Origin of the sequence: Micromonospora sp. AMSO31t (assembly GCF_008868175.1) — a bacterium.
Classification (GTDB): Bacteria; Actinomycetota; Actinomycetes; order Mycobacteriales; family Micromonosporaceae; genus Micromonospora.
In genome coordinates this window covers 17405-39479 of the sequence record NZ_WBKT01000021.1, presented here as the reverse complement: position 1 = coordinate 39479, position 22075 = coordinate 17405, and the positions used below count along the sequence as shown (strand labels likewise).

The 22075-nt window shown below is 74.5% G+C and carries 21 protein-coding genes, 1 pseudogene and 1 riboswitch; of the genes and pseudogenes, 3 read left to right on the top strand and 19 right to left on the bottom strand.

What is annotated here, in order from left to right; genetic code table 11:
* Positions 1-34 precede the first annotated feature (34 nt).
* Positions 35-298, bottom strand: coding sequence for a phosphoribosyl-ATP diphosphatase (locus F8274_RS07800; RefSeq protein ID WP_091263821.1), 264 nt, complete (start codon positions 296-298; stop codon positions 35-37).
* Positions 299-368: 70 nt separating this feature from the next.
* Here F8274_RS07800 and F8274_RS07795 point away from each other — a divergent pair.
* A pseudogene (locus tag F8274_RS07795) lies at positions 369-556 on the top strand (MFS transporter); the annotation flags it as partial.
* Between the two features lie 277 nt (positions 557-833).
* Here F8274_RS07795 and ribH read toward each other — a convergent pair.
* From ribH to rpe, 7 genes are all read right to left on the bottom strand, one after another.
* Positions 834-1331 (bottom strand): 6,7-dimethyl-8-ribityllumazine synthase, encoded by a 498-nt coding sequence (gene ribH, locus F8274_RS07790; RefSeq protein WP_151461606.1) that lies wholly within the window; start codon positions 1329-1331, stop codon positions 834-836.
* A gap of 2 nt (positions 1332-1333) precedes the next feature.
* Positions 1334-2602, bottom strand: coding sequence for a bifunctional 3,4-dihydroxy-2-butanone-4-phosphate synthase/GTP cyclohydrolase II (locus tag F8274_RS07785; protein WP_151461605.1), 1269 nt, complete (start codon positions 2600-2602; stop codon positions 1334-1336).
* Positions 2599-3297 carry a nicotinamide riboside transporter PnuC gene (gene pnuC, locus F8274_RS07780; RefSeq protein WP_151461604.1) on the bottom strand — a complete coding sequence of 233 codons (699 nt, stop codon included), beginning with the start codon at positions 3295-3297 and terminating at the stop codon, positions 2599-2601. The genes F8274_RS07785 and pnuC overlap by 4 nt, the downstream gene beginning before the upstream one ends.
* Positions 3294-3905, bottom strand: coding sequence for a riboflavin synthase (locus F8274_RS07775; protein ID WP_151461603.1), 612 nt, complete (start codon positions 3903-3905; stop codon positions 3294-3296). The genes pnuC and F8274_RS07775 overlap by 4 nt, the downstream gene beginning before the upstream one ends.
* Before the next feature lies 1 nt (position 3906).
* Complete coding sequence (gene ribD, locus F8274_RS07770; protein WP_151461602.1) at positions 3907-4968, bottom strand: bifunctional diaminohydroxyphosphoribosylaminopyrimidine deaminase/5-amino-6-(5-phosphoribosylamino)uracil reductase RibD; 1062 nt, start codon at positions 4966-4968, stop codon at positions 3907-3909.
* Positions 4969-5137: 169 nt separating this feature from the next.
* Positions 5138-5310: riboswitch (FMN riboswitch) on the bottom strand.
* An 82-nt stretch (positions 5311-5392) separates the two neighbouring features.
* Positions 5393-6349, bottom strand: coding sequence for a response regulator (locus F8274_RS07765; protein ID WP_151461601.1), 957 nt, complete (start codon positions 6347-6349; stop codon positions 5393-5395).
* A 2-nt stretch (positions 6350-6351) separates the two neighbouring features.
* Complete coding sequence (gene rpe / locus F8274_RS07760) at positions 6352-7032, bottom strand: ribulose-phosphate 3-epimerase (protein ID WP_151461600.1); 681 nt, start codon at positions 7030-7032, stop codon at positions 6352-6354.
* A gap of 259 nt (positions 7033-7291) precedes the next feature.
* On the opposite strand from rpe, the gene F8274_RS07755 reads away from it, so the two are divergent.
* Positions 7292-8179 (top strand): septum formation family protein, encoded by an 888-nt coding sequence (locus F8274_RS07755; protein WP_151461599.1) that lies wholly within the window; start codon positions 7292-7294, stop codon positions 8177-8179.
* An 87-nt stretch (positions 8180-8266) separates the two neighbouring features.
* Positions 8267-9157, top strand: a complete 891-nt coding sequence (locus F8274_RS07750; RefSeq protein ID WP_151461598.1) for a septum formation family protein — start codon at positions 8267-8269, stop codon at positions 9155-9157.
* A gap of 43 nt (positions 9158-9200) precedes the next feature.
* Here F8274_RS07750 and F8274_RS07745 read toward each other — a convergent pair whose 3' ends face one another.
* From F8274_RS07745 to F8274_RS07695, 11 genes are all read right to left on the bottom strand, one after another.
* On the bottom strand, positions 9201-10922 hold the full coding sequence (locus F8274_RS07745) for a M28 family peptidase (protein ID WP_151461597.1): 1722 nt from the start codon (positions 10920-10922) through the stop codon (positions 9201-9203).
* A gap of 218 nt (positions 10923-11140) precedes the next feature.
* On the bottom strand, positions 11141-12631 hold the full coding sequence (locus F8274_RS07740) for an RsmB/NOP family class I SAM-dependent RNA methyltransferase (protein ID WP_151461621.1): 1491 nt from the start codon (positions 12629-12631) through the stop codon (positions 11141-11143).
* On the bottom strand, positions 12586-13512 hold the full coding sequence (gene fmt / locus F8274_RS07735; protein ID WP_151461620.1) for a methionyl-tRNA formyltransferase: 927 nt from the start codon (positions 13510-13512) through the stop codon (positions 12586-12588). The genes F8274_RS07740 and fmt overlap by 46 nt, the downstream gene beginning before the upstream one ends.
* A gap of 5 nt (positions 13513-13517) precedes the next feature.
* The gene (gene def, locus F8274_RS07730) at positions 13518-14078 is read right to left on the bottom strand and encodes a peptide deformylase (protein WP_151461596.1); all 561 of its coding nucleotides are present in this window, start codon (positions 14076-14078) and stop codon (positions 13518-13520) included.
* 42 nt (positions 14079-14120) lie between these two features.
* On the bottom strand, positions 14121-15413 hold the full coding sequence (locus F8274_RS07725) for a cytochrome P450 (protein WP_370518202.1): 1293 nt from the start codon (positions 15411-15413) through the stop codon (positions 14121-14123).
* Between the two features lie 66 nt (positions 15414-15479).
* Complete coding sequence (locus F8274_RS07720; RefSeq protein ID WP_151461594.1) at positions 15480-16463, bottom strand: AAA family ATPase; 984 nt, start codon at positions 16461-16463, stop codon at positions 15480-15482.
* A 226-nt stretch (positions 16464-16689) separates the two neighbouring features.
* Complete coding sequence (locus tag F8274_RS07715) at positions 16690-18621, bottom strand: primosomal protein N' (RefSeq protein WP_151461593.1); 1932 nt, start codon at positions 18619-18621, stop codon at positions 16690-16692.
* A gap of 59 nt (positions 18622-18680) precedes the next feature.
* Complete coding sequence (gene metK / locus F8274_RS07710) at positions 18681-19886, bottom strand: methionine adenosyltransferase (protein WP_151461592.1); 1206 nt, start codon at positions 19884-19886, stop codon at positions 18681-18683.
* 83 nt (positions 19887-19969) lie between these two features.
* The gene (coaBC, locus tag F8274_RS07705; protein WP_151461591.1) at positions 19970-21178 is read right to left on the bottom strand and encodes a bifunctional phosphopantothenoylcysteine decarboxylase/phosphopantothenate--cysteine ligase CoaBC; all 1209 of its coding nucleotides are present in this window, start codon (positions 21176-21178) and stop codon (positions 19970-19972) included.
* Positions 21179-21193: 15 nt separating this feature from the next.
* Positions 21194-21457, bottom strand: coding sequence for a DNA-directed RNA polymerase subunit omega (gene rpoZ / locus F8274_RS07700; protein ID WP_007075826.1), 264 nt, complete (start codon positions 21455-21457; stop codon positions 21194-21196).
* 63 nt (positions 21458-21520) lie between these two features.
* Entirely contained in the window at positions 21521-22054 is a 534-nt protein-coding gene (locus F8274_RS07695; protein WP_151461590.1) for a guanylate kinase, read from the bottom strand.
* Positions 22055-22075: the final 21 nt, after the last annotated feature.

The window sequence follows — 22075 nt, the reverse complement described above, 5'->3', positions numbered from 1 at the left end:
CCTTCGATCGACGAGGTGATCAGCGGACGGGCACTCACAGATGTCGGTAGACGTCCTTCAGCTCGAGACCGGTGGCCAGCATGAGCACCTGAGCCTGGTAGAGCAGCTGGGAGATCTCCTCCGCGGCCCGCTCCGGACCCTCGTGCTCGGCGGCCATCCACGACTCGGCCGCCTCCTCGACGACCTTCTTGCCGATGAAGTGCACGCCCTTCTCCAGGGCGGCGACCGTGCCCGAGCCCGGGGCGCCGGCAGCGGCCTTGGCCTGCAGCTCGGCGAACAACTCCTCGAACGTCTTCACGGTAGGCGATTCTTCCAGCCGTACCGGGTGACGCCTCCCCCCGGGTCCGGCGCGGCGGGACGCCGACCACATGGTGGACGTCTCGCTCGCACTGACGGTCAGCATGATCGCCGAGTCGATCCCGCTGCTGGCCCTCGCGATCTGGGTCAAGGAACTGACCGGCTCCGACGGGCTGGCCGGCGCCACCTTCCTGGCGCTGACCGCGCCGATGGTCCTCGCCCCGGGCCCGGCTGGGTGGTCGACCGGGCGCCGCGCCGTCGGCCGCCGCGCCCTCCGCCGACACGACCACCGGTTGAGCGAAGGCGAGGGGCAGCGGCGGCGGGCTTCCGAAGCCGGGCGGTAGCCCCTGTGTGCCTTTCGACCTGACGTCGGTAACGACTCGGCACGGGCGGCGCCGGCACCCCGACGCCCGGGCGGTGCGAGGTGTCAAGGCTCTCCGGCGGGGTGGCGGCGAGTCGTTGGTGACATCAGCTCGAAAGGCGGTGAGGACCCGTGGCCGGGCCGACAGCGCCAGGCCGAGCGGCGGGCGGCCGGATCAGGCGAAGCCGACCCGGTGGCCGCTCGCGGCGTCCAGGCCACGGATGGCCAGTGCGGCGTCCAGCGCCGCCACCGTGGCCGCCCAGCCCTTGTCCTCCGCCGAGCCGGGCAGCCCGGCCCGGTCCCGGGCCTGCTCGATGGTCTCCACGGTGAGCACCCCGTGGGCCACCGGCTTGCCCTCGTCCAGCGCCACCCGGGTCAGTCCCTCGGTGACCGACTGGCAGACGTAGTCGAAGTGCGCGGTGGAGCCGCGCACCACCACGCCGAGGGCGACCACCACGTCGTACCGGCGCGCCATCGCCTGGGCCACCACGGGCAGCTCGACCGAGCCCGCCACCCGGGCCACCACGGACCGCGCGCCGGACGCCTCGGCGGCGGCCACCGCCCGGTCGACCATGTGGTCGGTGAGGTCGCCGTGCCAGCGTGCGGCCACGATGCCGACGGTCAGCCCGCCGGCGTCCACCGCGGTCACACCCGGTTCGCCGAATCCCGCCATGTCTACGCTCCGATCTCGTCGCCGGCGACCGGGCGGCCCATCGGCGCCTCGGTCACCTCGTCCAGCCCCTCCAGGAGGTGGCCCATCCGGTCCCGCTTGGTCCGCAGGTATCGCACGTTCTCCGGGTTGGACCGCACGGGCAGCCCCTCCCGGCCGCTCACCGTGAGGCCGTAGCCCTCCAGGCCGGCCCGCTTGGCCGGGTTGTTGGTCAGCAGCCGCATGGAGCGGACGCCGAGGTCGTAGAGGATCTGCGCGCCGGTCCCGTAGTCCCGCGCGTCGGCCGGCAGCCCCAGGTCGAGGTTGGCGTCCACGGTGTCCCGGCCCTGGTCCTGGAGCTGGTACGCCTGGAGCTTGTGCAGCAGGCCGATGCCCCGCCCCTCGTGCCCGCGGACGTAGAGCACCACGCCGCGCCCCTCCTGGGCCACCCGGGCCAGCGCGGCCTGCAACTGCGGGCCGCAGTCGCAGCGCAGCGACCCGAACACGTCCCCGGTGAGGCACTCGGAGTGCACCCGCACGAGCACCTCCCGTCCGTCACCCAGGTCGCCCATGACGAGCGCCACGTGCTCGGCGGTGTCGTGCTCGGCCCGGTAGCCGAGCGCCCGGAACACCCCGTACGGGGTGGGCATCCGCGCCTCGGCGACCTGCTCGACCTGCTTCTCGGTGCGCCGCCGGTAGGCGATCAGGTCGGCGATGGTGACCAGGGTCAGCCCGTGCTCGGCGCAGAACTTCTCCAGGTCGGGCAGGCGCATCATGGTGCCGTCGTCGTTGACCAGCTCGCAGAGCACCCCGGCGGGGCGCAGCCCGGCCAGCCGGGTCAGGTCCACGGCCGCCTCGGTGTGCCCGGGGCGGCGCAGCACCCCGCCCTGGCGGGCGCGCAACGGCACCACGTGCCCGGGGCGGGCCAGGTCGGTCGGGCCGGTCGACGCGGCGGCGAGCAGCCGGATGGTGTGCGAGCGGTCGGCCGCGGAGATGCCGGTGCTGACCCCCTCCCGCGCGTCCACGGTCACCGTGTACGCGGTGCCCCGCCGGTCCTGGTTGGTGTGGTGCATGGGCGGCAGGTCCAGCCGGTCGCACTCGCTCTCGGTGAGCGGCACGCAGATGTAGCCGGAGGTGTAGCGGACCATGAACGCGACCAGCTCCGGCGTGGCCAGTTCGGCCGCGAAGATCAGGTCGCCCTCGTTCTCCCGGTCCTCGTCGTCGACCACCACGACGGGCCGGCCGGCGGCGATGTCCGCCACCGCCTGCTCGATGCTGCCGAAGGTGCTGCTCATGCCACGGCCTCCGAGTACGTCGGCGGGATCGGGGTGCGTGCGGGCGGGGTCGCGCGGGAGGTGCGCCACCAGGCGTACAGGCCGGCGAGGCAGAACACGCCGTAGACCAGGTACATGGCGGCCGACGGGTAGAAGCCGCCTTGGAGCAGCAGCGGCACGCCGACCGCGTCGACGGCGATCCAGATCAGCCAGAACTCCACCCAGCCGCGGGCCATGCCGTAGGTGGCCAGCAGGCTGCCGACCAGGATCCAGGCGTCCGGCAGGGGCCCCCAGGAGCCGAGCGCGGCCAGCACCGGGTACGCGGCCGCGGTGCCGACCGCCGCGGCGGCGAGCAGGCCGAGCCGCTCCCGCCAGGTGGCCCAGCGCGGGGTGACCGCCGGGTGCTCGCCGCCGCCGGAGCGGCGGTTGCGCGACCAACGCCACCAGCCGTAGACGCTGACCGCGAAGAAGAAGACCTGCCGGCCGGCCTGGCCGTAGAGGTCGTGCGCCTGCGGGGTGGCGAACACCCCGCCGAGGAAGACGGTGAACAGCAGCGCGTTGCCGATCATGCCGACGGGCCAGGCCCAGACCACCCGGCGCAGCCCGAGCAGCGCGGAGGCGAGGCCGAAGACGTTGCCGACGATCTCCCGGACCAGCACCGGCGAGCCGGCCACGTGCACCTGGGCGTCGAGCAGCCAACCGAGCGGGCCGGTCACCGGACACCTCCGGCCGCGCGGTCGCCGAGCAGCCGCTCGACGTACTTGGCCAGCACGTCCACCTCGAGGTTGACCGGGTGGCCGACGCCCTTGGCGCCGAGGGTGGTGAGCTTCAGGGTGGTGGGGATCAGCCCGACGGAGAACCAGTCGTCGCCGACCTCCGCGACGGTCAGCGAGATGCCGTCGACGGTGATCGAGCCCTTCTCCACCACGTAGCGGGACAGCCCGGCGGGCAGCCGGAAGCGGACCGTCTCCCACTGCGCGGCCGGCTCCCGGGACAGCACCTCGCCGACCCCGTCGACGTGCCCCTGCACCAGGTGGCCGCCGAGGCGGCTGTTCAGCGCGGCGGCCCGCTCCAGGTTGACCGGGTCGCCGGGGCGCAGCGCGCCGAGCGCGGTGCGGCGCAGCGTCTCCCCCATCACGTCGGCGGTGAAGATCCCGCCGTCGACGTCGACCACGGTGAGACAGACCCCGTTGACCGCGATGGAGTCGCCGTGCCGGGCGTCCGAGGTGACCAGCGGGCCGCGGACCGCGACCAGTGCCGAGTCACCCCCGGTCTCCGTGGTCCGGACGATCTCGCCCAGTTCCTCGACGATGCCGGTGAACATGTCAGGCCTCCCTCTTCCGGGGCAGCGCGGTGATCCGCAGGTCGGGGCCGACCTGCGTAACGTCGGTGAGTTCCAGGTCGATGGCGTCGGCGATGGTGGTCACGCCGGCGTCCAGCAGCGCGGTCGGGCCGGCGCCGAGCAGCTTCGGCGCGACGTACCCGACGACCTTGTCGACCAGGCCGGCGGCGAGGAACGCGCCGGCCAGGGTGGGGCCGCCCTCCAGCAGCGCGGCCCGCACGCCGCGGTGGTGCAGCTCCGCGAGCAGCGCCGCGAGGTCGACCCGGCCGTCCGGGCCGGCGCCGACCTCCGCGGCGGTGGCCACCCACGTCCGGGCGGCGCCGTCGCGGACCCGGGCCTCGGCGGGGGTACGCCCCGAGCTGTCCACCACCACCCGCAGCGGCTGCCGGATGGCCAGGGTGCCGTCGCGCAGGTTGCGGGCGGTGAGCCGGGGGTCGTCGGCGAGCACGGTGCCCACCCCGGCGATGACCGCGTCGACGGTGCCGCGCAGGGCGTGCACGTCGATGCGGGCCGCCTCGGAGGTGATCCACATGCTGGTGCCGTCGGCCGCGGCGGAGCGCCCGTCGAGGGTGGCCGCGTACTTCCAGATGAGGTACGGCCAGCCGCGGCGCATCGAGGTGAGCCAGGCGATGTTGCCGGCCTCGGCCTCGTCGCCGCGTACCCCCAGGTCGACCTGGACGCCGGCGGCGCGCAGGGTGGCCGCGCCGCCGGAGGCGACCGGGTTGGGGTCCGGGACGGCGACCACCACGCGGGCGACGCCGGCCGTGATGAGGGCGTGGCTGCAGGGGCCGGTGCGGCCGGTGTGGTCGCAGGGTTCCAGGGTGACGACGGCGGTGCCGCCGCGGGCGCGCCGGCCGGCCTGGGCCAGCGCGACGATCTCGGCGTGCGGACCGCCCGCGTAGGCGTGGAAGCCCTCGCCGACGACCTCGCCGTCGGCGTCGAGCAGGACGCAGCCGACCACGGGGTTGGGGCTGGTGGCGCCGAGGCCGCGGGCGGCCAGCGCGATGGCACGACGCATCGCCTCGTCCACGGAGACGCTCGCCATCGCCAGCCCTGCCCTCTCGCTCGCCGGTCGCGCGCGGGCGGGTCGGGGACAGAACGGCACGGGTGCCGCGGACACGCGGCGGCGGAGATCCGGGGACGGCACAGCCGACCCCGGGGAGCCCACGCGGCGGCTGAGGGTGCTCAGCGCCCGGCAGGGCTCTCCCCGTCCCGCGCGCTGTCTCCCATCCGGACTTTCTGGGGGCGGACGAGCCGCACCCCAACCGTCGGCCCCGGATTCTCACCAGGTCCACCGTCCGGCCGAAGCCGTCCGGGTCGCGGGCTTACCACGGTCGGACCGTGGATCACCGCCGGTTCGGAATTTCACCGAGCCCCGCCAGCGCGTGGTGGGTTACACCGGAAGTCTTACACGTCGCGAGGCGGGTCGCGCCACAGAGGCGAGCTACTTCACAGCACGGGTCGGATCGTCACGTCACGCCCCGCCGGCGGTCGACCGCGACGTACGACCCGGGTTGGCTCTTGGCGACCGTTTTCATCTCGGAGGCCACGGCGATCGCCTCGAGGGGGTCGGTGAAGCGTTTGCCGGCGTCGGAGAGGGAGACGCCGATGGAGAGGGTGACCAGGGCGGCCCGGCGGATGTTGCCCCGCCGGTCCTTCAGCTCGACGAAGCCGCGCTCCCGGTCGGTCGGGTCGTAGAGGGCGTCGGCCGCCTTCTCGAAGTCGACCACGGCCCGGCTGGTCAGCGGCCGCACCTGGGACGGGGTGCACACGATGACGAAGTCGTCGCCGCCGACGTGGCCGAGGAAGGCCGGCGGCAGGCCGATCGAGACCACCGCCCGGTGCAGGCTGCGGGCGAGCGCCGAGATGAACTCGTCGCCGCGGACGAAGCCGTAGCGGTCGTTGACGCTCTTGAACCGGTCGATGTCGATGTAGCCGACGGCGTAGTCGACGCCGCTGCGCACCCGGTCGCTGATCTCCCGCCGGATCCGGCTGTTGCCGGGCAGCCCGGTCAGCGGGGAGACCTCCCGGAACTCCTTGTTGCGGCGCAGCGTGGAGCTGACCCGGGCGACCAGCTCGGCGGTGTCGAAGGGCTTGACCAGGTAGTCGTCGGCGCCCGCGCTGAGGCCGTTGACCTTGTCGGAGGTCATCCCCTTGGCGGTCAGCATGATCACCGGCAGGGCCGAGGTCATCGGGTCGGCGCGCAGCCGGCGGGTCAGCTCCAGCCCGTCGATCCGCGGCATCATGAGGTCCACCACGGCCAGGTCCGGCCGGTGCCGCTCGATGACCTCCAGGGCCTCCTGGCCGTCGCCGGCGTGCAGCACCTCGAAGCCGTGCAACCGCAGGTTGAACTCGACGAAGCGGGCGATGTCCTCGTCGTCGTCGACGACCAGGATCACGTCGGGTCGGTCGCCGGCCGGGTCCATGGTCAGACCCCGGTCGCTGCGCGTTCCGCCAGGCCGCGCAGCCGGCGGACCGCCTCGGCCGGGTCGTCGGCCCCGTAGACCGCGGTGCCCGCGACGAAGGCGTCGGCGCCCGCCGCGGCGGCCTGTTCGATGGTGTCCGCGGCGATCCCGCCGTCCACCTCGATGCGCAGCTCCAGGTGGCCGCTCGCGACGTGCCTTCGGGCGGCGCGCACCTTGTCGAGCAGTTGGGGGATGAACCGCTGGCCGCCGAAGCCGGCCTTGATCGTCATGATCAGCAGCGTGTCGAAGCTCGGCAGCAGGTCCAGGTACGGCTCGATCGGGGTGTCCCGGTCGATCGCCAGCCCCGCCTTCGCGCCGGCCGAGCGCAGGTCCTTGGCCAGCGCCACCGGGTCGTCGCACGCCTCGGCGTGGAACGTCACGTTGTACGCCCCGGCGTCGGCGTACCCGGGCGCCCAGCGCCGCGGGTCCTCGATCATGAGGTGCACGTCGAACGGAAGCTGGGTGGCCGCCCGCAGGCTCTGCACCACCGGCAGCCCGATGGTCAGGTTCGGCACGAAGTGGTTGTCCATGACATCCACGTGCAACCAGTCCGCGGCGTGCTCGACGGCGCGGACCTCGTCGGCGAGGCGGGCGAAGTCGGCGGCCAGGATGCTGGGCGCGACGATCAGCGGCGGTACGGTCACGGGGCCAGTGTACGAAGGCGGTCACCCGGCGTCCGCAGCGCGGCACCGCCGGGAGCCCGCTGTGACCCCGACGTGACCCGCCGTGCAGAATCGGCCGGTCCGGCGCGGAAAGTCGACACGAAAAGTCATCGGCGGCTGGCCGAACGATCGAAACAGGACGAAACTCCTACAGGGACTGTCACGTATGCTGCACGCCCGGTCGCGGGGAACGCCGCACGCGCCGCGGCGACCGGCTGTCATCTCCCGGGAAGGGCGGACGATGCGACGGTGGCTCCTGGCGCTGGCGCTGGCCGGCACGGCGACGGTGGCCCTGACCGGCTGCGTCCCACCGCACCGGGCCGACGGGGACCTCACCGACGACTGGGCCGCGCTGCCGGCGCCGCGCCTGTTCGTCCCCGCCACGGACGCCTGCCTGGCCCGGCTCACCGCCGTGGTGCAGGCCGCCACCTACGAGACGGTCGACTGTGCGGGCAGCCATCTGGCCGAGACGGTGCACGTGGGCACCTTCACCGGGCCGGCGGCGGAGGGCGCGCGTCCGGAGCCGGGCTCGCCCGGGCTGCGCACCGCCCGCGCCGAGTGCGACCAGCGGGCCCGGGAGGTGATCGGCGGGGACTGGCACTCCGCCCGGCTCACCTTGAACATCGCGCTGCCCCCGGTCACCGCCTGGGTGAGCGGCGCCCGCTGGTTCCGCTGCGACCTCGCCGAGACCGACAGCATCGACAACACCCGGCCCATCAACCGGGTGGGCAGCCTGCGCGGCGCCATGGTGGGCGACAGCCCGCTGGTACACCGCTGTTTCGACCCGAAGCTGATCGGCGACAACCTGAACTACATGGCCCCGGTGCTCTGCACCGAGCCGCACCGCGCCGAGTTCGTCGGCGTGTTCGAGGAACGGGACATGAGCTGGGCGGACTTCACCCGGGCCGCCCCCGAGGTGCACCGCCGCTGCATGGCGCTGATCGCCGCCTTCGCCGCGGTGCCGAACAACGCCGACCTGCCGTACCGGGCCGGTTCGATCTTCTACCCGCCGTCGCAGCGGGAGTGGGAGGAGGGCGACCGGGGGGTGCGCTGTTTCCTGTGGAGCGACGACCGGAAGCTGACCCGGTCGGTGCGCGGGGCCGGCCCGGAGGGACTGCCGGTCAGCTGAGCCCCGGTGTCGTATGCTGCACCGCCGAGGCGTACCCGGTGCTCCGCGCCGGTCGGGCGACCACGGACGACGGGGAGGTCGGTCGGGATGCGGCGATGGTGGGCGGTGGTCGCCGTGGGTGTCACGGCGGTGTTGGCGCTCGGCGGCTGCGGCGCGCCGGCCGGGGTCGACCGCGACCTGGCCGACGACTGGCCTGCGTTCGGCGCCCCGGTGGCCTTCCTGCCCCAGTCCGGCGCCTGCCACCCCACGGTCCAGGACGTCGGCTACCTCAGCGGCTGGAACCCGGTGGACTGCGCCGCGGCGCACCGCGCCGAGACGCTGTACGTGGGCACCCTGACCGGCCCGGACGCCGGGCGCGGCACTCCCCCGCGGGCCGGGTCGACCGGCGCCCGGACCGCGCACGCCGAATGCGCGAAGCAGGTCAACAAGGCCGTCGGCGCCGAGTGGCGCTCGGGTCGGCTGCGGCTGTCGGTGGTCTTCCCGTCGGCCCCGGCCTGGACCGGCGGGGCCCGCTGGTTCCGCTGCGACGCCGCCGAGGTGGCCAGCCTGGACGACGGCAGCGTCGTGGCGCGACGCGGCAGCCTGCGCAACGCCCTGAAGGCGGGCTCGCCCCTGGCGCTGGGTTGCTTCAACCCGAAGCTCAGCAAGGACGAGGTGGAGGAGATGCGGCCGGTCGCCTGCACCGCCAAGCACCACGCCGAGTTCGTCGGGGTCTACCGGTTCCCCGACCTCAGCTACGCCGAGTTCCAGCGCACCACGCTCCGGGCGCACAAGGGCTGCCGCGGGCTGATCGCGAAATACGTCAAGGTGCCCGACAACAGCGACATGGTCTACCGGGCCGGCACGATCATCTACCACCCCTACGAGGAGGAGTGGCAGGACGGCGACCGCGGCGTGCAGTGCTTCCTCTGGGTCTCGGACCGGACGCTGACCCGCTCGCTCAAGGGCGGCGGCAGCCGGGCCCTGCCGGTCACCTGAGCGGGAGCGGGGCGGACCCGCAGGTCCACCCCGCCCGGGTCACTCAGCCGACCTGGAGTGTCACGTCCTCGACGACGAAGCTGGTCTGGAGCGAGGCGTCCTCCACCCCGGTCCACTTCAGCGTGACGGTCTGCCCGGCGTACGCCGCCAGGTTGAAGCTGCGCTGGGTGTAGCCGCTCGCCTTGTTGAGGTTCGAGTAGGTCGCCAGCGTGGTCGTGCCGACCTGCACGGTCAGCTTGTCGTAGGCGGTGCTCGTCGTGGTCTCCGCCGTGTCGATGTGCAGCCAGAACGACAGCGTGTAGCTGGCGCACCCGGCCGGGATGCTCACCGACTGCGACAGCGTGTCGGTGTGGGTGCTGCCGTAGCCGTCGAGCCACGCCTTGTAGGAGCCCGTCCGGGCCGCCTGGCTCGTCGAGTTCGTGATGACGCCGGAGGTGGCCGTCCACGGCGTGCTGCCCGACTCGAAGCTGCTGTTGCCGATGAGCTGGCCGCCGGCGCAGCCGCCGGCGCCGGTCACCGTGAGGCTGTAGGCGGTGGTGCGGGTGACCGAGCCGGTGGCGTTGACCGTGATGGTGAAGGTGCCGGTGGTCGCCGATGCGGAGGCGCTGACCGTCATGGTGGCCGAGCCGCCGGAGGTGACCGAGGACGGGCTGAAGCTCACCGTCACCCCGCTCGGGGCGCCGGTGGCCGACAGGCTCACCGTCTGGGCGCTGCCGCTGGTGGTGGCGGTGCTGACCGTCGCGGTGGTGGAGCCGCCCCGGGCGACGCTGCCGGAGGTGGGGCTCACCGCGACGGAGAAGTCGTTGGTCGGGGTGCCGCCGCCGACCGCGAGCTGCCAGATCGCGTACGCCACACCGTCGGCGCTGCGGTTGAGCACCGTCGCGCCGATGTTGGCGGTGGTGTCGCAGGAGCGGTGGTAGCAGGGGTCGTACGCCGAGTTGGCGGTGCCGCCCCACTTGCTCACCTGGGCGCTGGTCTTGCGCGCGCTGGCGCCGGCCGCGTAGCCGGAGGTGGGGATGCCGGCCTGCTGGAAGGAGTAGTCGTCGGAGCGGCCCTGGCCCTCGACGTTCTCCTCGGGCTGGAGGTTCAGCGAGTCCCAGTACGCCTTCAGCGGCGCGGCCGTGGTGGAGGTGAGCCGGTTGATGAAGTAGCCGCCGTTGGTCGAGCTCACCATGTCGAAGTTGTAGTAGCCCTTGATGTAGCCCTTCTGGGTGGCGCTGAGCGAGTTGACGTAGAACTCCGAGCCGTTGAGGCCCTGCTCCTCGTCGGTCCACCAGGCGAACCGCACCCGCTTGGTCATGCTCGGGTTCTGACCGGCCAGGACCAGCGCGTTCTCCAGCAGGGTGGCCGAGCCGGAGCCGTTGTCGTTGATGCCCGGGCCGGCGGAGACGCTGTCCAGGTGCGCGCCGAACATGACGACCTGGTCGGCCGGGCCCTGCGGCCACTCGGCGACGAGGTTGTTCGACCGGTAGGTGCAGGTCGTGCAGACCTGCTCGGAGACCGTGTAGCCGGCGGCCTGGAGCTTGGCCTTCACGTAGCTGACGGAGGCGGTGTAGCCGGCCGAGCCGGCCCGCCGGTTGCCGCCGTTGCTGCTCGCGATGCTGTTGAGCTGGGTGAGGTGGGCCTGGACGTTGGTGACCGAGATGTCCGGCGCGGTGGCGGCGAGCGCGGGGGCGGCGCTCGCCGGGGCGGGGGCGGCCAGGGTCGCCGTCACGGCGGCGAAGAGGGCGAGCGCGAGGCCCGCGGTCGGCGTTCTGCGTCTCATGGGGACTCCTCGTGGGGGTCGGCGGGACGTGCTGGCGGGGTGGGCGCGACCCGTGGGCCCCGGTGGGAGCCTCGGCGTCGGCGGACCGGCGCTCGGACAGTTACATGCATCGATGTAAGAGTCAACGGAGATGTCACATGACACAAAGCGGGACCGGCGTCGCCGGTCCCGCTTTTGTGGTCCACCTCTGGACATTCGGCCCGTCGGCGGGCCCGCGCTCAGCCCCTGCGCAGCACCGCCAGGAACATGGCGTCCGTGCCGTGCCGGTGCGGCCACAACTGGACCGTGGGGCCGTCCCCCAGCCCCGGCATGCCGGCGGGCAGCAGCGGGCGGGCGTCGACGAAGTCGACCGGGAAGCCGCACCGGCGGGACGCCTCGGTCACCGTCACGTGCGTCTCCACGACGTGCGGCGAGCAGGTCACGTAGGCGACCAGGCCGCCCGGCCGGACGGCGCGCAGCGCGGCGGTGAGCAACTCCCGCTGCAACCGGGTCAGCGGCGGCAGGTCCGACGGCTGGCGGCGCCAGCGGGACTCCGGCCGCCGGCGCAGCGAGCCGAGGCCGGTGCATGGGGCGTCGACCAGCACCCGGTCGAAGTGCCCCTCCGGCAGCTTCGGATCGGCCCCGACCGTGCGCCCGTCGGTGTGCAGCACGGCGACCGGCAGGCCCCGGGTGGCCTGCTCGACCAGCCGGGCCCGGTGCTCGGCGACCTCGACCGCGGTGAGCCGGGCGCCGCGCTCCGCGGCCAGGGCGCCGAGCAGGCCGGCCTTGCCGCCCGGGCCGGCGCACAGGTCGAGCCAGCGGCCGTCCGGGCCGTCCAGCGGCGCCACCGCGAGGGCGTTCGCCACCAGCTGGGAGCCCTCGTCCTGGACGTGCGCGCGCCCCTCGGCCACCGCCGCCAGCTCACCCGGCGCGCCGCCGGAAAGGTAGACCGCGTAGGGCGAGAAGGCGCCGGGCGCCCCGCCGACCTCGTCGGCCAGCGCCACCGGGTCGGCCAGCCCGGGCCGGGCGCACAGGTGCACCGGCGGGCGCTCGTTGTCCTCCATGAGCAGCCGGGCCGTCTCGCGCAGGTCACCGCCGAGCGCCTCGGCGAAGGCCCGCACGATCCACTGCGGGTGGCTGTACGCCAGCGCGAGGTGGCCGATCGGGTCCGTCTCCTCGGACGGGGCGAGCTTCGCCACCCAGCCGTCGACGTCGCGGCTCGCCACCTCGCGGAGCACCGCGTTGGCGAAGCCGGTGGCCCCGGGGCCCACGGTCCGGACGAGGTCCACGGTGGACGACACGGCCGCGTGCGCCGGCACCCGGGTGTGCAGCAGTTGGTACGTCCCGAGCCGCAGCGCGTCGCGCACCGGCGGGTCGATCCGCTGCACGTCCCGGCCGGCCGCGTCCGTGATGATCGCGTCCAGGGTGCCGGTGTGCCGTAGCGTGCCGTAGGTCAGCTCGGTGGCGAAGGCGGCGTCCCGGCCAAACAGACCCTCGTCGCGCAGCATGGCCGGCAGCACGAGGTTGGCGTACGCGTCGTCCCGGTGCACCGCCGCGATCGCCTGGAACGCGACGTGCCGGGGCACGTCGACGGCCGGCCGGACCGGCCGCCGGGGGCCACCCCGCCGGTCGGCGCCGAAGCGCCCCTCGCGCGAGCGCTCGCCCCGAGGCCCGGACGGCCCGGTCACGCGAGCACCTCGCCGGCGGCGACCCGGGCGCCGCGCGCCCAGTCGCCGGCCGACATGGCCTTCTTGCCGGCCGCGCGCACCTCGCCGAGCTGCACCGGGACGGTGCCCGTGCCGGCCAGCACCCGCGACTTCTCCACCAGCAGCTCGCCCGGCTTCAGCTCCGGGCCGTTGGCCACCGCGCTGACCGGGCCGAGCTTGACCCGGTCGCCCCGGAACGTGGTCCACGGGCCGGGGGCCGGGGTGCAGGCGCGGATCCGGCGGTCCACCGCGAAGGCGGGGTCGGCCCAGCGGACGCGGGCGTCCTCGACGGTCAGCTTCGGCGCCAGGGAGACCCCGTCGGCCGGCTGCGGCTCGGCCCGGGCGGTGCCGGCCGCCAGCGCGTCGAGCACCGCGACCAGCAGCCCGGCGCCGGAGTGGGCGAGCCGCTCCAGCAGGTCGCCGGAGGTGTCGGCGGGCCGCACCTCGTCGGTGACGGTGCCGTAGACCGGGCCGGTGTCCAGCCCTTCCTCCAGCTGGAAGACGCTGGCCCCGGTCAGCTCGTCGCCGTGCAGCACGGCGTGCTGCACGGGCGCCGCGCCGCGCCAGGCGGGCAGCAGCGAGAAGTGCAGGTTGATCCAGCCGAGCCGCGGGATCTCCAGCGCCGCCGGCGGCACCAGCGCGCCGTAGGCGACCACGGGCACGCAGTCCGGAGCCAGCTCGCGGAGCCGGTCCAGGAACTCGGGCTCGCGCGGCCGGGCCGGGGTGAGCACCTCGACGCCGTGCGCGTCGGCCCAGGCGCCGACCGGGGACCGGACCAGACCCCTTCCCCGGCCGGCGGGCGCGTCGGGGCGGGTGACCACGGCGAGCAGGTCGTGGCCGGAGGCGGCGACCGCGTCCAGCGCGGGGACCGCGACGGCCGGCGTGCCGGCGAAGACCAGGCGCATCCGGGTCACCGCCCCAGGCCGAACGGGTTCGCGGCGGCGTGCGGGCTGAGCTTGACGGTCGGCGGGGCGGCCTCGTCGTACCACTCGGCCTGGCGGATCGCCTTCATGGCCTCCTTGCGACCGGCCGGGTCGAGCCGGTCGACGAAGAGCACCCCGTCGAGGTGGTCGGTCTCGTGCTGCACGCAGCGGGCCATCAGGCCGGTGCCGACGATCTGCAGCGGGTCGCCGTAGCCGTTGAAGCCCTTGGCGATGACGTTCTGCCGGCGCTTCGTGTCGAAGTAGAGCCCCGGGATGGACAGGCAGCCCTCCGGGCCGTCCTGCTCCTCCTCGTCGGGAAACTCCAGCACCGGGTTGACCAGGTGCCCCAGGACGTCGTCGACGTCGAAGGTGAACACCCGCAGGCCCACCCCGAGCTGCGGCGCGGCCAGGCCGGCGCCGCTCTGCTCGCGCATCGTGTCGGTCAGGTCGGCGACGAGCTTGCGCAGCTCGACGTCGAAGTCGACGACCGGGTCGGCCGGCGTGCGCAGCACCGGATCGCCGAACAGACGGATGGGCTGGACGGTCACGCGGAGTGGCTCCTTGTCTGGGACGGGTGGTGCCGTACCAGTCTACGGAGTCGATCCGGTCGCCCCGGCCGGCGTACCGCGATCGGTGACCGGCGACGCCCCGTCACCCACGGTAACCGGCAGGGTGGCGTATCCGCGCAGGGTGAGCCGGACCCGCCGCTCGCCGCGCCCGGCCAGGGCGAGGCCGGGCAGCCGGCGCAACAGCAGCGGGAACGCCACCTGCGCCTCCAGCCGGGCCAGGCCCGCGCCGAGGCAGTAGTGCGGGCCGGCGCCGAAGGACAGCGGGTGCACCTGCGGGCGCCACGGGTCGAACCGCTCCGGCTCCGGATAGCGGCCCGGGTCCCGGTTGGCCGCGCCGAGCATCACGATGAGCCAGCTCCCGGCCGGCAGGTCCACGCCGCCGTGCCGGGCCGGCTCGGTGCTCATCCGGGAGGTGAGCTGCACCGGGGAGTCGTAGCGCAGCAGCTCCTCGACGTAGCCGGGCGCGAACTCGGGGTGCTCGCGCAGCGCCGCCGCGTCGCGGGGATGGTCGAGAAGCACCACCAGGCCGTTGCCGAGCAGGTTGGTGGTCGTCTCGAAGCCGGCCACCAGCAGCACGATCAGGTTCGCCAGCAGCTCGTCGCCCGAAAGCCGGTCACCGTCGGTGTCGTGCGCCTGGACCAGCGCGGTGGTCAGGTCGTCGGCCGGTGCGCGCCGGCGGGCCGCCACCAGCTGGGTGAAGTAGTCGCGCAACTCGCCCGCGCCCCGGTCGGCCACCGCCAGCTCCTCGGGGGTGATCTCGGGCTCCAGCACGCCGGTCAGGTCGGTGGCCCAGCGCCGGAACAGCGGCCGGTCGGCCGCCGGCACCCCGAGCAGCGCGCAGATCACCCCCACCGGCAGCGGGTACGCGAACTCGGCCATGAAGTCGACCGGCGCGGCGTCCCGGCCGCGCTCCAGCATCCCGTCGATCAGCCGGTCGGCCTGCGCCTCGACCACCTCCCGCATGGCGGCGATGCGGCGCGGGGTGAAGGCCCCCGCCGCCAACCGACGCATCCGGCTGTGGTCGGGCGGGTTGGTGCGCAGCATCGACCGGGAGATCGACAGGACCGCGGGGCTCTCTCGCCAGCCGGGCAGGAACTGGTCGCGCAGGTCGTCGTCCATCACCCCGAACCGGGCGTCGCGGAGGATCGCGTCGGCCTCGGTGTAGCCGGTCACCACGTAGAAGACCGGCCCGGCCTGGACCACCGTGCCGTGCGCGCGCAGCCGTTCGTACGTCGGGTAGGGGTCGACCCGTCCCGAGGGCGACATCAGCAGCGCGAGGGCGTCAGCAGGATCCACGGTCGGCCTCCCAGGCATCGGAGACCTTCATCATGCTCCGGCGCGGCCGATCGGGCGATCCCGTCGCCGTGCCCGCGGCCCCGGTCAGGCGCCGGCGCCCGGCTCCCCGGCCAGCACCGCGTCCCCGCCGAGCAGGGCGTGCTCGGGCAGCGGCAGCGCGAGGCCGTGCGCGGCCTCCCAGTCGTGGATCAGGCTGGGCCGGGCCTGGGCGGCGAAGAAGTCGACAGCGCTCAACCCGCCGACCACCGGCTCGTCGACCTCGGCGACCAGCCGGGCGGGAACCAGCGGGAAGCCGCTCTGCAAGGCGGCGCTGAGCCGGCGGTGGCCGTCGACCACGAAGAAGTACTCGCCGGTGTAGCCGATGGTCAGCGGCTCCAGGGCCTCGTCGCCGGACCCGGCCACCTCGCCGACGAACTCCGAGTCCCACAGACCGCGCAGCGTGGCGATGTCCTCGGTCGGGTAGACCCGGGCCGGGTCGAGCAGCAGCAGCGGCTGGCCGTCGCGCAGCACGTCCGCGCCGAGCCGCCCCTCGTAGACGTCGACGACGTGCTGGATCACCTGCTCCGGGGTGGCCCGGGTGGTGTCGCAGACGAGGTCGTAGTTGCGCAGGCGGGCCTTGTCGACGCCGTAGCGCACGATGAACCGGCTGCGCTCGCTCTCGCTGCGCTCGCGGAGCTTGGCCTTCGCCTCCTCCATCGAGGTGTAGCTCTCCGCCGGGCCGGACGGGCGGGCCAGCACCCGCCGGGCCGCCTCGGTCGGCTCGGTGATCATGTGCACCTTGAGCGCGTCGGTGAAGAAGTGCCAGGCCAGCCGGGAGTCCATGACGAGGCTCTCGCCGGAGGCGGCGATGTCCCGCTGGAGCTGGTCGACGTAGCCGTCGACGGCCTGGTCCAGCTCGGCGTGCAGGTTGAGCTGCAGGGCGGTCATCTGCCGCTCCTGGGCCATCTGGCGGTAGAGGTCGCCGACGCTGACCCGGCGCAGCCCCAGCCGCTTGGCGATCTCGACGGAAACGGTGCTCTTGCCGCTGCCGAGGTCACCGTTGAAGACGATCGACTGACGAACGGTCACGACTGGTCCACCCCTGATCACCGGCTGATTGACATCATCGAATCCGCGTCGGCTCGACGCACTCCCGCTTCGCCGCGCCGCGCCCGGGAGCCGTCGTGCGCCTGGGCATGACGGGCGATGCTATCACGCGTTCTCCACCCATTTGCCGGACGCGGTGTGCGGCAAACCCCAGCTCACGACCGTACGCGACGGTCCGGGTGCGGCACGTCACGGGCGGCGGGCGGGCTCAGAACAGGCTCAGCGGGTCGATCTGGAGCCGGACCGGGTCCGCCGCCTTGCGGGCGCTGCGCTGGCCGGCGGCCGCGTGCAGCGCCCCGGCCAGGGCGGCCGCCCGGGCGCGGGGCACCCGCACCAGCATCCGTTCCCGCCCCTCGTCGGCCGGCACCGGGCCGAGCACCTCGGCACCGTCCGGCAGCCGGGTGCCGGCCAGCAGGTCGGCCACCGCGTCGGCCCCGCCGGTGACGCTGGCCATCCGCACCGCCGGCGGGAAGCCCAGCTCACGGCGCTCGGCCAGCTCCCGGGTGGCGAACCAGGCGGAGTCCCAGCGCAGCAGCGCCTGCACGGGCGCGAGCGCGCCGTCGGCGACCACCACCACCCGGCCGCCGGCCGGCCCGGGCCGGGCCAGCGCGGCCGCGGCCAGCCACCGGCGCAGCGCCTCCTCCCCCGCCCGCAGGTCGGCCCGCGTGAGCAGGGCCCACGAGTCGAGCAGCAGCACGGCCCCGTAGCCGCCCTCGGCGACCGGTTCCGCCCCCGGGGTGGCGATCACCAGACCCGCGCCGGCCGGCACGCCGTCGAGCACCTCCTCCCGCCCGGAGGTGCGCACCGGCACCCCCGGGAACGCCCGGCCCAGCTCCTCGGCGGTCCGCCGGGCGCCGGTGACCGACGCGCGCAGCCGCCGCCCCCCGCACTCCGGGCAGGCGTACGCGGCGGCGACCCGCCCGCACCAGCGGCAGGCGGGCACCCCGTCGGCCGACGGCAGGCCCAGCGGCCCGGCGCAGTGCGGGCAGCGGGCCGGGGCCCGGCACTCGGCGCAGGCCACCGAGGGCAGGTAGCCGCGGCGGGGCACCTGCACCAGCACCGGCAGGTCGGCGCGGAGCGCGTCCCGGGCGGTCGTCCAGGCCAGGCTGGGCAGCCGGGCGGTGGCGGCCCCCGGGTCCCGGGCCAGGTGCGGGTCGTCACCGGTCGGCGCGATCGCCGGCATGCGGGCCCGGACGGTCGCCCGGTCGGCGGCCACCTCGCGGGCCCAGCCGGTCTCCACCAGCAGTTGGGCCTCGGCGGTGCGGGCGTAGCCGCCCACGAGGGCGGCGGTCCCCCCGAGCTGGGCGCGGGTGAGCAGCACCTCCCGGGCGTGCGGGTAGGGCGCCCTCGGCTCGGCGTGCAGGTCGTCCCCGTCGTCCCAGACGGCGACCAGGCCGAGCCGCTCGACCGGGGCGAACATGGCCGCCCGGGTGCCGATCACCACGGGCACGTCGCCGCGCCGGGCCGCGAGGAAGGCGCGGTAGCGGCGGGCCGGACCGGCCGCCGCGGAGAGGCAGGCGTGCCGTCCCGGCCCGAGGACGGCGGTCAGGGCCGCGTCGAGCCGGTCCAGGTCCCGGGCGTCGGCCACCACGACCACCGCGCCCCGGCCGCCGGCCACGGTGGCCGCCACGGCGTCGGCGTACCGGTCGGCCCAGTCCTCGCCGGGCAGCGCGGACCAGACGGCCCGGGGTGCCCGGCCGGCGGTGAGGGCGCGCAGGAGGGCCGGCCCGGCCGGGTAGTCGCGCCAGCCTCGCGGGTCGACCGGCGTGGGGTCGGTCACCTCGCCCGGGGCGTCGTCCGTGTCGGCCGTGTCGGTCGCCGTGACGTCCTTCTCGACCCGGGCGTGCCGGGGCGGGACGGCGAGCCGGAGCACGTCGGCGAGGCTGCCGGCGTAGCGGTCGGCGACCGCGCGGGCCAGCGCGGCCACCTCCGGCGCCAGCACCGGCACCGGGGAGACGACCTTCTCCAGGTACGCCAGCTTCGGGTGCGCGGACTCGGCGACGCGCTCCAGCAGCCAACCGTCGACGAGCTGCCCGGCGAAGCGGACCTTCACCCGCACCCCGGGCCGGGCGTCGGCGTCCAGGGTGTCGGGGACGAGGTAGTCGAAGGGCCGGTCGAGGTGCGGCAGGGGCACGTCCACGCAGACACGAGCGACCGGCGACCCCTCGGCGGGTCGCCGGTCGCCGCGCCTGGCGCCGGTCAGGCTCCCGCGGCCGACTTGAGGTCGGCGGCCCGGTCGGTGCTCTCCCAGGTCAGGTCCGGCAGCTCGCGGCCGAAGTGACCGTAGGCGGCGGTCTGCTGGTAGATCGGGCGGAGCAGGTTGAGGTCCCGGATGATCGCGGCGGGGCGCAGGTCGAAGACCTCGGCGACGGCCTTCTCGATCGAGGCGACCGGCACGGTCTCGGTGCCGAAGGTCTCGATGAAGAGGCTCACCGGGTGGGCCTTGCCGATGGCGTACGCGACCTGCGCCTCGCAGCGCTCGGCCAGGCCGGCGGCGACCACGTTCTTGGCGACCCAGCGCATCGCGTACGCGGCCGAGCGGTCCACCTTGGACGGGTCCTTGCCGGAGAACGCGCCGCCGCCGTGGCGGGCGTAGCCGCCGTAGGTGTCGACGATGATCTTCCGGCCGGTGAGGCCGGCGTCGCCCATCGGGCCGCCGATCTCGAAGCGCCCGGTCGGGTTGACCAGCAACCGGTAGCCCTCGGTGTCCAGGCCGAGGCCCTCCAGCTCCGGGGTGATGACGTGGTCGCGGACGTCCGGCGTGAGCAGCGATTCGAGCGAGATGTCGGCCGCGTGCTGGCTGGAGACCACGACGGTGTTGAGCCGCGCCGGGCGCAGCCCGTCGTACTCGATCGTCACCTGGGTCTTGCCGTCGGGCCGCAGGTAGGGGATGGTGCCGTCCTTGCGAACCTGGGCGAGCCGGCGGGCCAGCCGGTGGGCGAGCGCGATCGGCAGCGGCATCAGCTCGGGCGTCTCGGAGCAGGCGAAGCCGAACATCATGCCCTGGTCGCCGGCGCCCTGCGCGTCCAGCGCGCTCTCCGACGAGCCGGTGCGCAGCTCGAACGCGTTGTCGACGCCCTGCGCGATGTCCGGCGACTGGGCGCCGATGGAGACGCTCACGCCGCAGGAGGCGCCGTCGAAGCCCTTCTTCGACGAGTCGTAGCCGATCGACAGGATGGTGTCCCGCACGATGGTGGGGATGTCGGCGTACGCCTTCGTGGTCACCTCGCCGGCGACGTGCACCTGGCCGGTGGTGATCAGGGTCTCGACCGCCACGCGGCTGTGCGGGTCCTGGGCGAGCAGTGCGTCGAGAATGCCGTCACTGATCTGGTCGGCGATCTTGTCCGGGTGGCCTTCCGTGACCGATTCGGACGTGAAGAGACGTGTCACGGCACTCCTAAGCATGTGAAGACTTTTAAAGGTCGCTCGGCGGCAGTTTAGTCACCGTGCTCCCAGGGTGACCCGGGGAACCGGAGAGTGACCAACCGTCAGGACCGCCCCGGCAACCGGGCGGCCACGAGGTCCCAGACGGCGTCGGCCAGGTCCTCCTTGGGCTGCTCGGGCATCCGGTGCACCGACCCGTCCGCCCCGATCACGGTGGCGGCGTTGGTCTCGGCCCCGAAGACCTTGTCCACCCCGACCTCGTTGATCACGATGAGGTCGGCCCGCTTGCGGGCGAGCTTGGCCCGGCCGTTGGCCTCGGCGTCGCCGGTCTCCGCCGCGAAGACCACCAGCACCTGCTCCGGTCGCCGGCGCCGGCCCAGCTCGGCCGCGATGTCCGGGTTGGTGACCAGCTCGATCGTGGGCGCGCTGCCGTCGTCCGACTTCTTGATCTTACCGGGCGCGTACGTCGCCGGGCGGAAATCGGCGGGTGCGGCGGCCATCACCACGGCGTCCGCGTCGGCGGCCGCCTCGAGGGTCGCCTTGCGCAACTCCTCGGTGCTGCCCACCCGGACCAGGTCCGCACCGGCCGGATCGGCGAGCGCGACGTTGGCCGAGACCAGGGTGACCCGGGCGCCCCGGGCCACGGCGGTGCGGGCGAACGCGTAGCCCTGCTTGCCGGAGGAGCGGTTGCCGAGGAAGCGGACCGGGTCGAGCGGCTCCCGGGTGCCGCCGGCGGTGACCACCACGTGCCGGCCGGCCAGGTCGGCGGGGGCGGCGCCGCCGCGGGCCAGGGCCCGGCGGGCGACCGCGAAGATCTCGGCCGGGTCGGGCAGCCGCCCCTTGCCGGTGTCCTTGCCGGTGAGCCGGCCGACCGCGGGCTCGATCACCAGGACGCCGCGGGACCGCAGGGTGGCCACGTTGGCGACGGTGGCCGGGTGCTCCCACATCTCCGTATGCATGGCCGGCGCGAGCACCACCGGGCAGCGCGCGGTCAGCAGGGTGTTGGTGAGCAGGTCGTCGGCGAGCCCGTGGGCGGCCTTGGCGAGCAGGTCGGCGGTGGTGGGCGCCACCACGACCAGGTCGGCGTGCTGCCCGAGGCGGACGTGGGGCACCTCGTGCACGTCGGACCAGACGTCGTCGGCGACCGGCTGGCCGGAGAGCGCGGCCCAGGTCGGCGCCCCGACGAAACGGAGCGCCGACGCGGTCGGCACGACCCGGACCCGGTGACCCGACTCGGTGAGGAGCCGGAGCAGCTCACACGCCTTGTAGGCGGCGATGCCGCCACCGACCCCGAGGACGATCTCGGCGGCCATCGGCGCGGGCGGGGCTTACGGCTGGTCGGTCGGCTCGGCGGTGAGCAGACCCGCGTTGATCTCGCGCATGGCGATGGAGAGCGGCTTCTCCTGGGGGGTGGTCTCCACCAGCGGGCCGACGTACTCCAGCAGGCCCTCACCGAGCTGGCTGTAGTAGGCGTTGACCTGGCGCGCGCGCTTGGCGGCGAAGATGACCAGCGCGTACTTCGAGGTGGTCTTCTCGAGGAGCTCGTCGATCGGCGGGTTGGTGATGCCTTCGGGGTTGGCGATGGATCCCACGAATTAACCTCTGCGTCGTTGTGCACCGCCCGGGGGCGGTGGCCTCTCAGGAGCGGTGGCCTCTCAACCGCTCGGGCGCGGTCGGGCCGGAGCCAGGAAGGAAGAACCGAGCAAGCCTACCAGCTCCTCGGCCGCGCGCTCGGTCCGGTCGTGCACGACGGCGTGTGCGAAGGCGGCCGCGACGGCGGGGTCCGGCCGGTACGCCGGCGGGACGAGCAGCACCAGCCGCGCGTCCGGCGCCACGGCCCGGACGGCGAGCGCGCCGGGCAGGTCCAGCGGGAGCAGCACGGGCCGCCCCTCGGCGAGCCGGGACCGCACGCCCGCGCGCGGCACCCCGCGCCGGTGGGGCCCGATCCGGCTCCACTCCAGCAACTCGTCGGCCGCGACCATCCGGTCGAAGTCGCCCGCGCCGACGAAGAGCCGGTCGACGCCGTCCACCTCGCCGGGGCAGGCCGACCGGGTGGTCGCGGCCACCGGCACCCACACGGACGGAAAGCGCGCCCGGACCAGCTCGACGACACTCTCCCGGCCGGCCCCCGAAGGTCCGGCCAGGACAGTGAGCCGAGCCGCCGGGCGCGCCTCGTCATCCGTGCTCACCGCTTGTTTCTACACGGTGGG